Genomic DNA, 14,926 nt, shown 5'->3' on the forward strand with positions numbered 1-14,926 from the left:
CTACCGTACTGATGAATGTATAAGTTGCAGGCGGAACCACTGAGCAGTTTGGTATCTGGAGTGTATGTTACAGAGGTGGGTTGAGATTTTTAATAATCTAAAATCTATATTTGTTTCGTGAGAATCTCATTTTGCGCCTTCATTGCCAGCGAAAGGGGCCAGACGCTGCAGCGGACCGTCCTGTTTTGCCAGCCGATGTGCTGACGGCGGTAACCCGTAAACGCGCCTGAAGACGGTGCTGAAGGTGCTTTCGGAGGCATAGCCCAGGCGAAAAGCCAGTTGCTTGATCGGCTCGGCACTCAGTCTGAGGGCTTTGCTGGCAATCTGCATGCGCCAGTGCGTGACATAATTCAGCGGGGAGGTGCCGGTGGTTTCGCTGAACCGACGCGCAAACCCGGCGCGTGACATCCCGGCGATATTCGCCAGTTCCATCAGATGCCAGTTTTTTGCCGGTTCGGCGTGAATGGCGGTAATTGCACGCATAATGCGCGAGTCGCGCAACGCCCCCATCCAGCCCTGCAACTGCGCCTCTTCAGAGAGCACCCAGGTGCGGATACCTTCAATCATCACCAGATGCATCAGATGGTTCCCGGCGACGGCGGAACCCGGGCGGTGAGACTGGCTTTCGGCATGCAGCCGGGTCATCAGCCAGCTGAGCGTAGAGGAGGACTCCGAGTCGGCGTGCAATGGAATCACCAACGGCAGCAGATCCAGCAACTGCTCTGCGGAGACCGGATCGATCTCCATTTTCCCCGCCAGTAGCAGGCTGTCGTCACCACCGTAATCGGCGAGGCCATTTTTTCTGACATAGGGCACGGTGGCGGACGCGACCGGGGTAAGGGCAGGATCGGAGGCCATGATGAATGGTGCAGAACGGGTGATAATCACCCCGTCACCGGCAGCAAGCGCACGCCAGTGATCTTCAGCTACCAGACGGAACCAGATTTTTCCTTTACGCACCGCCATAAACTTCATCCCGGAAAATCCGGGATAGCACATCGACCAGCATGCTCCGGTAGTTTGTCCGGTGGTGATATAGCTTTGGGCGGACAATAGCTGAAGCACATCGGATAACGGGTCCATAAAACGCTCACAATATAGCGGGTAAGGGTTAATAGTATCTGTTAACGTCCCGATTCTGTAGCGGCGCAATTTATTGCGTTTTTATCATCTGCATCTATGATTTTCGCTCATAACACTATTCACCTTTACGCGGTTCATTTTGCGCTAACATTTTGCTAAAAAGACTCGCCAGTCATTTTCAGTGATAGTGTTGTTCCGTGCTCATCACATCGTAATCACTCCACACGCATTTCCGGCTCCAGCCCCAATAATCAAGCAACGCAAAATAAAAGGAGAAAACGTGGCCAAAGCGGCACATGCCTCTCACTCTGTGGGAATGACCAAAAGCCTGACCTTATTATTCTCAATCGCCGGGGGGATAGCGGTAGGAAACCTTTACTGGGTGCAACCTCTGCTCGACTACATTGGCAACGCATTTCACATTTCTTATAGCCATGCTGGATTGCTGGTCACCCTGACGCAGATTGGCTATGCGTTAGGTGTGCTGTTACTGGTTCCGCTGGGAGATAGCCACGATCGCCGCCGCCTGATTCCCGCCATTATGGCGGTATCCGCCCTGGCGTTAATTGCCTGTGCTTTCGCACCCACGTTTAGCTTCCTGCTGGCTTCACTGTTTTTTGTGGGTCTCACCACGGTGACGGGCCAGTTACTGATTCCGTTAGCGGGCGATCTGGCGGCGGATCACCAGCGCGGCAAAATCGTTGGCACCGTGGTTTCAGGTGTTCTGACCGGCATTCTGGCTTCGCGCACGGTCAGCGGCCTGGTGGCCGATGCCTTCGGCTGGCGTGCGATTTATGTTCTCGCGGCGCTGATGACGCTGACTCTGGCCCTGATTCTGTTACGGTCTTTGCCAGCCGATCAAAAACGCGCAGCGGGTTCTTACCCGCAACTGCTGGGTTCTATTATCACGGTCGTGCGTCAGCATCCTACCGTGCAGGTTACGCTGGTCCTGGGTGCCATTGGGTTTTCAGTCTTCACGCTATTCTGGACCGGGCTCACTTTTTTACTCAGCTCGGCTCCCTACGGTTACAGTGCCAGCCAGATTGGCCTGGTCGGCCTTGTGGGGCTGGCTGGTGCGCTGGCCGCACGACGTGCCGGGCGACTACACGATCGTGGTTGGTCAGCCGGTGCGACAGGTGGGGCGCTGCTGCTGGTGATGGTGTCCCTGATCGTTGCTGATGTCGGGGGTTCCTCCATCTTTGCCATTCTGGCTGCGGTGTTATTGCTGGATATCGCCATTCAGGCCACCAATGTACTCAATCAGACGCGATTATTCGCGGTGGATGTCACGGCAAGGAGCCGTCTGAATACGGCGTTTGTGGTCAGCAACTTCATCGGTGGGGCGATCGGTTCTTCTCTGGCAGGCACGCTGTGGCAACTGGGTGGCTGGTCAGGGATTACCGTGGGAGAGATGGTCCTGACAGGCTGCGCGTTGCTGATATGGCTGGTACAGCGTAAGCGGCTGACGGTATTAGCATAAAAACAGCCCGCAATCCTTCTCAGGATTGCGGGTGGCGATTACTTGCCAGCCAGTTTGCTCAGCAGACGTTTGGCGACATCTTCGGAGCTGGCCGGGTTTTGTCCGGTGACCAGATTGCCATCTTCCACCACAAACGGCATCCAGTCGGCACCTTTCTGGTACTTAGCGCCCTGGGCGATAAACACATCTTCAATCAGGAACGGCACCACATCCGTCAGTTCCACCGCCGCTTCTTCGCTGTTGGTAAAACCGGTGACCTGCTTACCTTTCACTAACGGCTCGCCATTGGCGGCTTTGACATGGCGCAGTGCGCCCGGTGCATGACAAACGAAGCCAATCGGTTTACCTGAGCGTTCAAAAGACTCAATCAACTGAATGGATGTGGCCGACTCCGCCAGATCCCACAGCGGACCGTGACCACCAGGATAAAACACGGTGTCAAACGCCGCCTGGTCAACGGTGTCCAGCTTCACGGTAGTCGCCAGCGCCTGCTGCGCCGCCGGGTCGGCTTTGAAACGGTCGGTCATTGCGGTCTGAAAATCAGGCAGGTCGCTTTTCGGATCCAGCGGTGGCTGCCCACCTGCCGGAGAGGCCAACACAATCTCTGCACCTGCATCTTTAAACACGTAGTAAGGTGCGGCAAATTCTTCCAGCCAGAATCCGGTTTTCTTACCGGTATTGCCCAGTTCTGCGTGTGACGTCAGTACCATTAACACTTTCATGATAAATCCTCAGGTTACGTAGTGAATTACTGCTGTTGGGTCTGGAATGACTGATCAAGCATTGAGGCGATGATGGCCGTTTTTTCCTGATAAGGCGCACGTAGCCGCAGGTTTGTGGTTCCCGCCTCGTCCTGAATCACCACCGGTTTGGCATGGCTGAAACGGCGGAAACCGTGAATGCCGTGGTAAGCGCCGATACCTGATGCACCGACGCCACCGAACGGTAAACTGTCGAGAGAAGCATGAGTCATGACATCATTGATGACCAGTGCACCAGATGTTGTTTGTTGTGCCATCTGCTGTTGACGCAGTGGATCGTGACCAAAATAGTAGGCAGCCAGCGGACGCGGATGCGCATTGATGTAAGCAATGGCTTCACTGGCTGAGGTCGCATAGGTTTTCATCGGTAACAGCGGACCAAAGATCTCTTCCTGCATGATAAGCATCTCTTCGCTGACATCGAGCACCAGATGCGGCGCGATTTTTCTGCTGCGGGCATCGAAATCCGGCTCACCCTCAGGTGCCAGGCTGACCACCCGTGCGCCTTTGCTTTTCGCATCGTCAAGCAGCGCAAGCAGGCGCTGATAATGACGATCGCTGATGATTGCCGTGTAATCCGGATTCGCCTGGACAGTCGGAAATGCCTGACGCATAAAGTTGCGGGCTGCGGTGACAAATGTGGCTTCAGCCTGCGGCGGCAGCAACAGATAATCCGGTGAAATACAGATCTGCCCGGCGTTAAAGGTTTTAATGGTCATGGTTCTGGCTGCGGCCAGTGCGGCATCGGCATCCACATCCAGCACCACCGGCGATTTACCGCCCAGCTCCAGCGTCACCGGCACCAGGTTTTCTGCGGCAGCGCGCATCACATGTTTACCCACAGCGGTGCTGCCGGTGAACACCAAATGGTCGAAAGGTAAGCGGCTAAACGCCTGTCCGACATCGGCATCACCCAATACTACGGTCAGCTCCTGCGGGTCGAAATAACGCGCGACCAGTTCAGCCAGCAGTTCGGAGGTTTTTGGCGTCAGCTCCGAGGGTTTCAGCATCGCCGTATTACCGGCGGCAAATACGCCTGCCAGCGGACCGAAAGCGAGGTTGATGGGGAAATTCCACGGACTGATGATGCCCACCACGCCAAGCGGTTGCGGTGCAATCCATGCCTGCATACCCGGGACCGGTACTTCGGCTGCTTCCGGTTCCATCCATTGCGCCAGATTATCGGCGGAATGTTGCAGCATATTGATGGTGGTGACCAGGTCGGCAGCCATGGTCTGGTACAGGCTGCGATGGCCGAAATCAGCACTGATCGCGGCGCTGATGGCAGCATGGTTATCACGGATCAGCGCGATGCTACGCATCAGGCGATCACGACGTAATTCAGCTGAAGCCGGACCCGCCTGCAAATGGGCATTCTTCATCGTTTGCAGGATGTGCTGCAGCTGTTGATCATGGGGAGCGTTGTTCATCATCTTTTCCTGTCTGAATGCGTTTACTTAAGATGCGACAAGCTTAACCGCGCTGGATTTCCGCGGCTAACAAGGCTATTTTCGTGGGGGTATAAATTAATTTATGGGGACGTATGTCACTGGTTCGTTTGCGCACCTTTATGGAAGTTTACCGTCAGCGATCAATTTCCGGCGCGGCCAGAGCGCTGAACCTGACGCAACCTGCGGTATCTCAGCACATCAGCGGCCTCGAGGTGGCGATCGGACGGCCGTTATTTGAACGCCAGCCACAAGGGGTCATGCCCACGCCAGCGGCGGAGGATTTGGCGGCGGATATTGGCAACTCCCTCGACACCGCCGAATCGGCACTCGCTTCGGCCAGGGCGCGTTCGATGGATGTCAGCGGTACTTTGCAGATTATCGGCCATGCCGATTTTATGGCGGATAAACTGGCCGGGGAGCTGTTACCGTTGCTGGAAAGCGGTATCCGGGTACATATGCATACCGGTGATGGTCCGCTGGTGGCGCAAATGGTCATTGAAGGTCACTGTGATCTGGGGATTACCGCGCATCCGGTGACCGATAGCCGTCTCAAAGGGGAAGTTATCTTTAGCGATAAGGTAGTGGCAGTAGCCGCCCCTGAAGTGGCGCAGCGGATCCATACCCACCACGATTGTGCGGCGGGCCTGCTGCAGGAGCCGCTGCTGGCGTATAACCTTGAACTTTCGCTGATCGATCACTGGCTGGATAAAAATCGCATCAAATACCAAACCCTGTTGCCTGCGCTGGTCGGCCAGGATTTACGGGGTCTGCGTAGCCTGCTGCTGCAGGGATTTGGCTGGTCAGTGATGCCGCTGTTTTTGTGCCAGCAGCATATCGACAACGGCGAGTTGGTCGCTCTGCACGCCCCCGTGGGAGATACCGAAATACGTTATAACCTGGTCTGGCTGCCCAGCGCACTGCGACAACCAAGGATTGCCCATGCCCGGCAAACCCTGGTCTGGCGGCTGAACCGGGCAAATTGAGGAGCGCGCATCAGAATGCGTGTTTTTTCTCCAGCACCCGGCAGGTAACGAAAGCACCGGCGGCGCACAGCAGGGTGGGAACAAAATAGTCATGATCCATGTGGGTAAACTCCATCACCAGCGTCACGGCGGTCAGCGGCATTTGCATTGATGCTGCGAGGAAGGCGGCACCCCCTACCAGAGCGAAGCTGCCGTTATCGCCACCTGGGAAAGCCAGTTGCCAGAGAAAGCACAGCAGCAGGCTCAACAGCCCTCCGACTGTCAGCCCTGGGGTAAGCAATCCGCCTTCGGCTCCGCCACGCAACACGGCCAGAATGACCACCATCTTCAGCCCAAGCAGTAACGCCGCATCGCGGTAATCAATGCTGTCGCTCAGGGCCAGCTGCATCGGCCCTTTACCGTTGCCCGGTAACTGCGGGAAATGGAGGCTGAGAACAGCGAGCAGCGCGAACGCCAGCAAACAAAAAACCGGCATTTGCCAGTTGGCACGGACACCGGCGCGGGCGGCACCGGTGGTTTTACGAAACAGCCATGCGGCACCGCCCAGCACCGGACCCGCAACAATCGCCCACGCCAGGAAAGAGTGGGAAAGGGTGCCAGAGGTAAAGTGATATTGTGATTCATTGCCCAGCCCCAGCGTTGCTGTCCAGGCCGCGATGGCGGAGGTGATGATGGCGGCCAGCGCTTTCTCCCAGCTGAACGACAGCAGCAGCACTTCCAGGCTGAACAACGCACCGGCCAGCGGCACGTTGTATACCGCAGCCAGGCCAGCACCGGCACCACAGGCAATCAGCGTGCGGGTTTCGTCGGGATCCAATCCCACCCGGCGAGCCATAAATCCCCCGGCCAGCGCCCCCATTTCCCGCGGCGCGACTTCACGCCCCAGCGGAGATCCCAGCGCGACGGTGATGATTTGCAGCAATGCATGCAGGGTGGTGGTTCCCATCGGCATTCTGGCGCCAGATGGCGCAACAGCCGCGGCGACAGAGACCCGCTTGCGCCCATAGCGACCGAGCAGCCACCAGCCACACCCGGCAACGATACCCCCGGTGACAATGGCAGCAAGACGGCGCAGGTGCTGTGAATCCGTCACCCCTTGCAGAAAAGATTCCGGGCTGATGACCCGGTCCATGCTGTAGCCAAAAGCGAGATGCTGAATGCTGTGTAAAATCATGGCGAGAAGCATTCCTGCCAGCCCGGCAAGGAATCCCGTTATTACCACGGCTGCCAGACGAGGCAGGTATTTTTTATCGCCAGAAGGGGTAGTCATTACCAGGCGTCCTGTAGGAAGTGAAGCGTCAAAGATAACAGGGGCTTAGTAAATATAAAGTCTCTCGGGGGGATTTATGTTGCTATGGTGCGGTATCTGAGGAGCAACATCGCAGCTAGTCACCCAGGGACCAGGCTACCCTGGCCCCTGATGGTTAAGGTGGTCTATTCAGGCATTCAACTGATGCTATGAATATTTAAATACCTTCCCACTTTTGAAGTAAAAGACCTTGATGTCCTCTTTCATCAAATAGCTGCTGGGTCAGAGGCAGAAGAATATTTATCTCCATTTCTTTTAAAATTTTCTTTGAATGGAATCGTTCCGCGTCCTCAACATTCATGAGTTTTTCGGCCTCCAGTGCCGAGTTAAGCTGATGCTTATATTCGATACTCTCAAGCATATTATATCTTTGATCCCAGGCGTCATCCCAGGCAGCCGGCGCTATACGCTCGATCACCTTCTGCCATGGTGTCCATTGGGATAACCAGCGGGGGAATTCATCATTTTCTGCCGTTTTTACCTGTATTTCTGCGGCCTTGAGATCATCTCTGGAGACTGAAGATACGTCGAAGAAACGCATTTTTTCTGCCACGGTATTCAGTTCGAGGAAACTCTTAAGTTTGGTTTGAAATGCCAGGTAGACATCTAATTCATCAACAAACGCCAGCGTTTTTATTTTCTCTCTGGCAATCACTTCCAGTTTTTCGAGGCGAAATTTTTCGCGAGCAATAGTCACTAATTCAGGCAATTTGTTGTCATATTTACCGGATACGGCCAGATGAATGAGTTCAGCAATCTGCATATCATTCCATGCCAGAGTCACTCTGTCCTCGCAGGATTCAGTTGCAGCTAAAGCAACCGCAAATGTCATCTCACGTAGCTCTGAGTCGGCGGTTAGTCTGATTAACCAACTGGCAACCTGTTCCTTAAATTCCCCATTATTCCTGGCACTGACTGTGCTTCCAAGTTCAGTCAGAAAGGCGCTGAATTCTCCGGCACCGTTTTCTTTGCTGATTTCGTTCCATTTCTCTGCGGTTGCGTTAACCTCATCCGGTTGTAGCCATTTGGTAATTACTTGTTGTAATGGATGAGTTATCGGAAGAGCCTGATGTTCTGACATGGAGAAATGGATTTGTGGTCCATGATAATTCGTGGAGTTGTTAACATTCATCATGTGCTGGAGGGTACGTGCTGACAACGGATTGTTGCTGGCAGTAATGCAAGCATGCCGTGGAAGATTAACGATAGAAGCAGGAAAGGTTTCCAGTTGATTATTGGATATATCTAAAAATATAACAGTTTCTGGAATAATTTCAGGTAAAAAGTTCAATTGATTATGACTGACATATAATCTCAACAGGTTTTCTGGCAAGGATTCAGGTAATACGTCGATGAAGTTATATGTTGCTGATAAATATGAAAGGTTATTTAATTGTATGCCTGCCAGAGACGTCAATTCGTTATGATCTATGCACAGGTCTGTAACATGTGGAGGCAATTGAAAAGTAAGGTTCTGGAGTTTATTATTCGAGAGATCTAACGTTTCAATGTGCTGGGGAATAAATGTTGGTAATGAGCTAAGAAAAAGGTTGGGTAAATATAGCACATTGGACTGTCGTTCAAAGCAGTCAAGCATGATATCCACCGCCCTGTCACGCTGTTCGCCTGCACCAACCGGCGCATCTTGCGCCCATTGCCGCCAGTGGGAAAGGTATTCATCTTTCGTCTGTGGTTGTGCTGTAGTGTCATCTATATGACTGGACTGCTGTGCACTGTTGGCATTTGCGCGGAGAAATGAATGTGATGATAAGTGATTATTCACTGTTGGCATGTTAAATTTCCCTATATGTTAATTTTTTTAATCCTGATAACTTCACGTCAACAAAGATATTTTAAATCATGTCTTGCAAGTTACATATTTTCCATGGGTTTTACAGGTAATTGATCAATGCTTATGATTGATTATTAAAAATAATCCTTCAGATCGAATCAATTCCGAATTTTGCGTTATTAAAGAAATTTATTCAAGTCTGATATTGACGCATCCTTGCGTCAATCAGCGCTATGCAGGGTGTTATTTTTTCGCTTCGGGAGGCTCAGGTATACTGGTTTTGCCCAGTTTTATTTTGAATCGATCACCTTCTTTTTTGATTTTTGCCCCCCGCTCACACCAGTAATCGGAGAGAGCAAAGAAGTCATCACTACTGATATCAAAATCGATAACAACTTCTTTGGATTCACCGTTGAGCAGCTTATCGTTCACCTCACGAATTGATGTGGCTTTTACGCTTTTCATCTCGTTCCCCGGGTTAATGTCATCAGATTACAGCCATGCTTTTGTAGCACAGTTTTGGGGCAATATCGGAAAATTAGGAAAGAACCAGGCCACTTTCTGGTGCGAAAATTGATCAGGTGATTGTTATTTATAGAAAATCATTCTGCCCGGCGCATCACCGGGCAGCGGGTTTTCTGAGCGGTTTCAGAGGCGTTATTACTTTTTGTATTGCTCGTCGGTGACCTTTTCCATCCATTCAACCGGGCTGCCGTTGACAGATTCGGCGATGGCGATGTGCGTCATGGCATTGTCAGGGGTTGCGCCATGCCAGTGTTTCACGCCTTCCGGGATAAAAATGATGTCACCCTGATTCATCACCACGGTCTCTTCACCTTCGCACTGAATCCAGCCCTGGCCGTGAGTGATGATCAGCGTCTGACCGAGCGGATGGGTGTGCCAGGCGGTACGCGCACCCGGTTCGAAGGTCACGGTTGCACCACCCACACGTGCCGACTCAGTGCCACTGAATGGTGCATCAATACGCACAGTGCCGGTGAAGTACTCTTCCGGGCCTTTACGTGAGGGTACGGAGCCATTAGGGATAATTTTTAACATGTTTACTTCCTTTGTGATGAGTCTCTGGCTGACAGCTAAACCTTAGCAAAGCTACGGGCCGAGGATTAGATGCCATACGTGGGTTGTACCTATGAGCATTTTTCATAAATTTGTGATGTTACTGGCGCGTTGTCATTGAGGAGAGGTGGCTATGACGCTTCAGCCCCCAACTAATAACGCAACCGGAGATAGCAACCGCACCGAGAACCGCACCCATCGGCCAGGGAGAGCCATCTTTCCACCATCCCAACACGGCGGCACTAAAAATGCCGGATCCATAATGCATGGCCCCAATTAACGATGAGATGCCACCGGCATTGGTGGTGGCTTCGGCTAAGGCACCGGCCACCGAATTAGCCACAATCAACCCGTTCATGGCAGCATAAACCAGGAATGGCAGGATCAGGCCGCTAATGCCGCCCCAGCCTGAGTGACTATCCAGTGCGAACATCACCCCGGCTAACGCCGCAATGGTACTGCCGAGATGGAACAGACGATCGCTGCCGATGCGCTTTACCGTGCGGCTGTTGAGAAAATTAGCACCCATCACGCCGATAATATTGACGCTAAACAGCAAGCCATACATCTGTGGCGAGACATGATAATAGTCGATATAGGCAGAAGGTGTTCCGGCGATAAAGGCGTAAAACCCGGCATAGTAACAGGCTCCGGCCAGGCCATAACCCATGACCCGTTTATCCTTCAGTATTTTGACGTAGTCCTTCAGGGCCCAGGAGAGCGGGGTGGTGGCGCGTGATTCAGGGTTGAGCGTTTCCGGCAGAAAGGCCAGCCCGACGATGGCAACAACCCCCAGCAGCACCATAAACCAGAAAATCATATGCCAGTTACTCCAGGCCATGATTTGGCCACCGAGTATCGGGCCGGATAACGGCGCAACCGCCATAAATAAAATCAGTGTTGAAAGCATTTGTGCGGCACGTTCGCGGCTATAGAGATCGCGCACCATGGCCCGTGCCAGTACCGGCCCGGCGCAGGCACCGACGGCCTGGATCACGCGCCAGCTGACCATCTGGGTAATGGTGGTGGATAAGGCACAACCCATTGAGCCGATCAAAAACAGTACCAGACCGAGCGCCACCGGAATGCGTCGGCCATAACGATCACCCGCTGGCCCCCAGATTAATTGCCCAAGGCTAAAGCCAATCAGAAAGCCGGAAAGGGTGAATTCGACTCCCCCGCTGGCAGCATGCAAATCCTTGCCCATCACCGGCATCGCCGGCAGGTAGAGGTCAGTTGATACTGAGGCAAACGACATCAGTGCGCTCAGGATAATCAACAGACGTAAATCACGCCGTTGCGTTACAGCGTCCATCACAGGAGTAGTCATAGTCGGTTTCTTGCTGAGAGAAGTTATTCATGCAGGTGCGGAGAACAATCGGTATCTGCAGGTAAATTAACAGATTTCTTGCCGATGATTAGCCTGGCGACAGGGATTGACCTTATGAGGCGGATTCATAAAAGATGCCGAACGCCAGGCAGGGCGTTCGGTGACATCCATTTATTCCAGGCAATAGCAAACCAGGACACCGATAACAGGTGTACGCAATAGAATTAAATTAATCCGGAGAAGGGTGTATATCGGCTTATTTGGTCGTCAGATCGGGGGAATTATTTATAAATTTCCGCGACACCATAAAGTTTATTTTCACCGCCAGCGGCGATAATTTTCATCGATGTTGCACCCTGTGCCTCGGCCTTATCCGCCAGTTTATTGGTCAGTCCGTCGAGAGAATAGGCACCGGAAGCAGAAACCACACCGACTTTTTGTTTACCGGCGGTATCGTTGATGACATCGACGGCAAAGGCGCTGTTAACAGCAAAAAGAGTGGTTAAGGCAAAAGCGGAAGCAATTAACGTTTTCATAGAAACCTCACATAATTAAAAGAAGAGTTGGCTAACGACGAGATAATAGTATCATTACGAATTACAGTTTATTAGCGGGCAAAACCCGATAGGCGTAATGAGTAAAACTCATCAGTACCGCTCCAAAAGGTTAAGCATTGAACCGAAATCTGGCTTAGAACAGGGCTTATCTCACAATCCGTCAGCTTTTTCTGGTCAATTTGTGAATAAATCACATATATTTCAGTTTATGTATGGTTTTCAGGCCGGTAGCCTGACAAAAGATGACAAAGAGGCGTAATCGATGCTCAGGGAAAATTTTAACGACCTCATCTATCTGGTGATGGTGGCGCGAGAGCAGAGTTTTACCCGTGCTGCCGCTAAACTGGGGGTATCGCAATCGGCGTTGAGTCACTCTATTCGTGGACTTGAGGAGCGGCTGAATACCCGCTTACTAACCCGCACCACCCGCAGCGTGGCACCGACGGAAGCAGGCGAGCGGTTAATTCAGAATGTCGGGCCGATGATTGCCGATATCGAAAAAGCCTTGCTGCAATTAACCGATGATCAGGGCAAACCCTCCGGGAATATCCGTATTACTGCCGGGGAGCACGCGCTGGCTTCAACCCTCTGGCCGTTATTAAAACCTTTTTTACAGGCCTACCCGGAAGTCAATATTGAATTATCGGTGGATAACACCCTGACGGATATTGTCAGTGGCCGTTTTGATGCCGGGGTGAGGTTGGGTGAACAGGTTGAGAAAGATATGGTGGCGGTACGCATTGGTCCGGACTGGCGCATGGTGGTGGTGGCTTCCCCCGGCTATTTCGCGCAAAACGGGATACCGGAGACCCCCTATGAACTCCAGAACCATAACTGCATCAATATGCGTTTGCCGACACTCGGGGGGATTTATAACTGGGAATTTAGCAAGGATGGCAAAGAGATCCGGGTAAAAGTTGAAGGACAGCTGATTTTTAATAACCTTGCCTCGCGCGTTGATGCCGCATTAACCGGGATGGGGATCGCCTATGTGCCTGAAGATTGCGTCAGACAATACATTGATGAGGGGAGACTTCAGGTGGTGCTGGATGACTGGTGTGCGCCTTTTGCCGGTTATTATCTTTACTATCCCAGCCGTAAACAGCACACCGCGGCATTTTCGAAATTGATTGAAGCGGTGCGCTATAAATCGTAATCGGCGTGGGCAGCCGACCTACAGTCGGCAACACTTGTCAGTTAGCGGCGGAGGCTTCCACGGTGTAAACATTAACCGCGAAAGATTTCACCTCATCCTTGAAGTTGTTGGTGGTCACCGCGATATACGCATTTTTTGTGGTTTTGAATTGCTTCAGCACGATCTGGACATTTCCGGTGCAAACAAAAGAGGTGGCGAGATTGCCGCCTGGCTCCGAAAAGTCTTTTAAAAATGAGCAATCCTCGGCATGCCCGTTAGCTTTAAAGGTGGCATCGTCGCCTTGCCAGGTAAACGTGGCGTTAACTCCCTCATCGATGGATTTCGCGATCAGACGCTGTGGTGTCGTGGTGGCTGCGGATTGGCTGGCAGTGCTGACCCGATAAATCTTTTTCGCTTTCATCTCTTTTACGGTAGAGCAGGCTTTCGGCACCCCGCGATCACAAGCGGTGCTATAGAGCTCAGTCGCTTTGGAATAATCCTTTTTCACGCCCAGCCCGTTGAGATAAAGATATCCAAGAGTGGTCATCGCCTCTGGCACGTCTTTCGCCACCGCCTGTTCCAGATAAAAGCGGGCTTTGGTGTAATCCTGCTTCACGCCTTCACCATCAGTGAGCATGGCACCCAGATTGGCCATTGCGGAACTGTTGCCCTGGTCAGCGGCTTTTTTATACCAGGCGGCGGCGAGCGCATCGTTACGTTTTACCCCGATACCATCGTCATACGCGCTGGCGAGTGACGCCTGTCCCTGAGGGTTACCGAGCGCTGCCGACTTCTCATAATACTGAACCGCCTTGCGGGTGTTTTTAGGTACCCCATCGCCGGTGGCATATTTCCAGCCGATCACCACCTGCGACTCGCTGTTACCGGCATCAGCGGCCAGTTGATAATACTTAATGGCCTGTACGGGATCTTTTTTACCATTCAATCCCTTGCCATAGATGACCGCCAGATTGTTGTAAGCGTCGCCCTGCTGCGCCGGACCGGCCTTTTTATACAGTTCAATAGCTTTATCCAGATCCTTCGCCACACCGTTTCCATAGGTATACATCATGGCGAGTGCATAACAGGCATCCGGGTTATCCTGAGCCACGGCTTTTTCCAGCCACGCCTGTGCTTTGCCGTAATCCTGCGTGACACCGTCACCTTTAAGATAATCGATGCCGAGGGTCGTTTGTGCTGCGGCATTACCGTTTGTTGCCGCAGTTTGCAAATCAGCCAGACTTTCTCCGGCATAAGTGGTGCTGCAACCCAATAATGTCACCAGCAAAGTGATAGCTTTAGGAGTAAATAGTTTCATCACAATAAAATCCAGAATGGTAATGGCTAAGAAAGGGAATGAAATACGTGAATAACATCATGACGCGTCTTGCGTGCGCAGTAATTCTTCCAGCGCGGCAGATTGGGTCACCAACGCCGAATATTCACTTTTAAACAATTTGATCTTGCTTTGATTGCCACCGCTGCTTTTAATCATCGCGCTTAAATCTTTAAATCTGCCGATGGCGTTATAATAACGTACCAGCCTGTCAACATACTCAGGGGGAAGGTTCTGTAACTTAGGCAGCGTGGCTTTATAAATATCATCGTGCAAATAGGCAGCGACAACTTCAAGCCGTGCAAGCGCCTCGCTATCGTTGTCCGGTAAAGGTACGCAGACTTTCCACTCCTCGACGAGAGACTGTTCATAGCCCCCGGTTTCAACGGCTTGCAGGTTGTATTCCACCTCGGAGTGCAACATGATTTTTATCTTTTGCACTTCATCAAGGGCATTTTGTTCTTTATCCACGGAAGATAAGTGATTTCCCCAGAGAAATATGCCTAACGCGACGATCACCGAGAACGCTTCCCAGTTTATTTTTCGCAATAACCCGATAAAAAATATTTTGATGTCAGCAAATTTAGGCCGTGTCATCCTGACTTACCCGATTTAATTAAAGCAGGCGATCA

At 52.1% G+C, this 14,926-nt stretch carries 14 protein-coding genes; 3 read left to right on the forward strand and 11 right to left on the reverse strand.

Annotated features, from left to right (window positions below; genetic code table 11):
- Nucleotides 1–126 precede the first annotated feature (126 nt).
- The gene (locus AC6I8X_RS23915; RefSeq protein WP_313684415.1) at nt 127–1,083 is read right to left on the reverse strand and encodes an AraC family transcriptional regulator; all 957 of its coding nucleotides are present in this window, start codon (nt 1,081–1,083) and stop codon (nt 127–129) included.
- Nucleotides 1,084–1,363: 280 nt separating this feature from the next.
- Here AC6I8X_RS23915 and AC6I8X_RS23920 point away from each other — a divergent pair, with 280 nt between their 5' ends.
- A complete protein-coding gene (locus AC6I8X_RS23920) occupies nt 1,364–2,563 on the forward strand; it encodes an MFS transporter (protein WP_497841639.1) in 1,200 nt (399 codons plus the stop codon).
- A gap of 38 nt (nt 2,564–2,601) precedes the next feature.
- Here the strand turns inward: AC6I8X_RS23920 and AC6I8X_RS23925 are convergent, their stop codons facing one another.
- Together AC6I8X_RS23925 and AC6I8X_RS23930 are read right to left on the reverse strand one after the other, a co-directional pair.
- Complete coding sequence (locus tag AC6I8X_RS23925) at nt 2,602–3,285, reverse strand: type 1 glutamine amidotransferase domain-containing protein (protein ID WP_313684418.1); 684 nt, start codon at nt 3,283–3,285, stop codon at nt 2,602–2,604.
- A gap of 26 nt (nt 3,286–3,311) precedes the next feature.
- Entirely contained in the window at nt 3,312–4,754 is a 1,443-nt protein-coding gene (locus AC6I8X_RS23930) for a coniferyl aldehyde dehydrogenase (protein ID WP_313684429.1), read from the reverse strand.
- Nucleotides 4,755–4,867: 113 nt separating this feature from the next.
- Between AC6I8X_RS23930 and AC6I8X_RS23935 the strand changes: the two genes are divergently transcribed.
- Complete coding sequence (locus tag AC6I8X_RS23935) at nt 4,868–5,758, forward strand: LysR family transcriptional regulator (RefSeq protein ID WP_313684419.1); 891 nt, start codon at nt 4,868–4,870, stop codon at nt 5,756–5,758.
- Between the two features lie 10 nt (nt 5,759–5,768).
- On the opposite strand, the gene AC6I8X_RS23940 is transcribed toward AC6I8X_RS23935, so the two are convergent.
- From AC6I8X_RS23940 to AC6I8X_RS23965, 6 genes are all read right to left on the reverse strand, one after another.
- Nucleotides 5,769–7,028 (reverse strand): chloride channel protein, encoded by a 1,260-nt coding sequence (locus AC6I8X_RS23940; RefSeq protein ID WP_497841640.1) that lies wholly within the window; start codon nt 7,026–7,028, stop codon nt 5,769–5,771.
- 196 nt (nt 7,029–7,224) lie between these two features.
- Nucleotides 7,225–8,859: an NEL-type E3 ubiquitin ligase domain-containing protein gene (locus AC6I8X_RS23945; protein ID WP_497841641.1), complete on the reverse strand. Its 1,635-nt coding sequence runs from the start codon at nt 8,857–8,859 to the stop codon at nt 7,225–7,227.
- Between the two features lie 243 nt (nt 8,860–9,102).
- Nucleotides 9,103–9,324: a hypothetical protein gene (locus AC6I8X_RS23950; RefSeq protein ID WP_084879346.1), complete on the reverse strand. Its 222-nt coding sequence runs from the start codon at nt 9,322–9,324 to the stop codon at nt 9,103–9,105.
- A 195-nt stretch (nt 9,325–9,519) separates the two neighbouring features.
- Complete coding sequence (locus tag AC6I8X_RS23955; protein WP_497841642.1) at nt 9,520–9,918, reverse strand: (R)-mandelonitrile lyase; 399 nt, start codon at nt 9,916–9,918, stop codon at nt 9,520–9,522.
- A gap of 118 nt (nt 9,919–10,036) precedes the next feature.
- The gene (locus AC6I8X_RS23960; RefSeq protein ID WP_497841643.1) at nt 10,037–11,266 is read right to left on the reverse strand and encodes a Bcr/CflA family multidrug efflux MFS transporter; all 1,230 of its coding nucleotides are present in this window, start codon (nt 11,264–11,266) and stop codon (nt 10,037–10,039) included.
- A gap of 281 nt (nt 11,267–11,547) precedes the next feature.
- Nucleotides 11,548–11,802: a YdgH/BhsA/McbA family protein gene (locus AC6I8X_RS23965; RefSeq protein ID WP_084879343.1), complete on the reverse strand. Its 255-nt coding sequence runs from the start codon at nt 11,800–11,802 to the stop codon at nt 11,548–11,550.
- A 283-nt stretch (nt 11,803–12,085) separates the two neighbouring features.
- On the opposite strand from AC6I8X_RS23965, the gene AC6I8X_RS23970 reads away from it, so the two are divergent.
- Complete coding sequence (locus tag AC6I8X_RS23970; protein WP_313687270.1) at nt 12,086–12,979, forward strand: LysR family transcriptional regulator; 894 nt, start codon at nt 12,086–12,088, stop codon at nt 12,977–12,979.
- 37 nt (nt 12,980–13,016) lie between these two features.
- On the opposite strand, the gene AC6I8X_RS23975 is transcribed toward AC6I8X_RS23970, so the two are convergent.
- Both AC6I8X_RS23975 and AC6I8X_RS23980 read right to left on the reverse strand, forming a co-directional pair.
- Nucleotides 13,017–14,276 (reverse strand): SEL1-like repeat protein, encoded by a 1,260-nt coding sequence (locus AC6I8X_RS23975; protein ID WP_497841644.1) that lies wholly within the window; start codon nt 14,274–14,276, stop codon nt 13,017–13,019.
- Between the two features lie 57 nt (nt 14,277–14,333).
- Nucleotides 14,334–14,891, reverse strand: a complete 558-nt coding sequence (locus tag AC6I8X_RS23980) for a hypothetical protein (RefSeq protein ID WP_313687274.1) — start codon at nt 14,889–14,891, stop codon at nt 14,334–14,336.
- Nucleotides 14,892–14,926 lie beyond the last annotated feature (35 nt).

This window comes from Pantoea sp. X-Soil-TKNS-1280 (assembly GCF_059730475.1).

Bases quoted from the DNA above. Each gene is read 5' to 3' on its own strand.
- AC6I8X_RS23915 (WP_313684415.1), bottom strand. From the start codon at position 1,083: ATGGACCCGTTATCCGATGTGCTTCAGCTATTGTCCGCCCAAAGCTAT.
- AC6I8X_RS23925 (WP_313684418.1), bottom strand. From the start codon at position 3,285: ATGAAAGTGTTAATGGTACTGACGTCACACGCAGAACTGGGCAATACC.
- AC6I8X_RS23930 (WP_313684429.1), bottom strand. From the start codon at position 4,754: ATGAACAACGCTCCCCATGATCAACAGCTGCAGCACATCCTGCAAACG.
- AC6I8X_RS23935 (WP_313684419.1), top strand. From the start codon at position 4,868: ATGTCACTGGTTCGTTTGCGCACCTTTATGGAAGTTTACCGTCAGCGA.
- AC6I8X_RS23940 (WP_497841640.1), bottom strand. From the start codon at position 7,028: ATGACTACCCCTTCTGGCGATAAAAAATACCTGCCTCGTCTGGCAGCC.
- AC6I8X_RS23945 (WP_497841641.1), bottom strand. From the start codon at position 8,859: ATGCCAACAGTGAATAATCACTTATCATCACATTCATTTCTCCGCGCA.
- AC6I8X_RS23950 (WP_084879346.1), bottom strand. From the start codon at position 9,324: ATGAAAAGCGTAAAAGCCACATCAATTCGTGAGGTGAACGATAAGCTG.
- AC6I8X_RS23955 (WP_497841642.1), bottom strand. From the start codon at position 9,918: ATGTTAAAAATTATCCCTAATGGCTCCGTACCCTCACGTAAAGGCCCG.
- AC6I8X_RS23960 (WP_497841643.1), bottom strand. From the start codon at position 11,266: ATGACTACTCCTGTGATGGACGCTGTAACGCAACGGCGTGATTTACGT.
- AC6I8X_RS23965 (WP_084879343.1), bottom strand. From the start codon at position 11,802: ATGAAAACGTTAATTGCTTCCGCTTTTGCCTTAACCACTCTTTTTGCT.
- AC6I8X_RS23970 (WP_313687270.1), top strand. From the start codon at position 12,086: ATGCTCAGGGAAAATTTTAACGACCTCATCTATCTGGTGATGGTGGCG.
- AC6I8X_RS23975 (WP_497841644.1), bottom strand. From the start codon at position 14,276: ATGAAACTATTTACTCCTAAAGCTATCACTTTGCTGGTGACATTATTG.
- AC6I8X_RS23980 (WP_313687274.1), bottom strand. From the start codon at position 14,891: ATGACACGGCCTAAATTTGCTGACATCAAAATATTTTTTATCGGGTTA.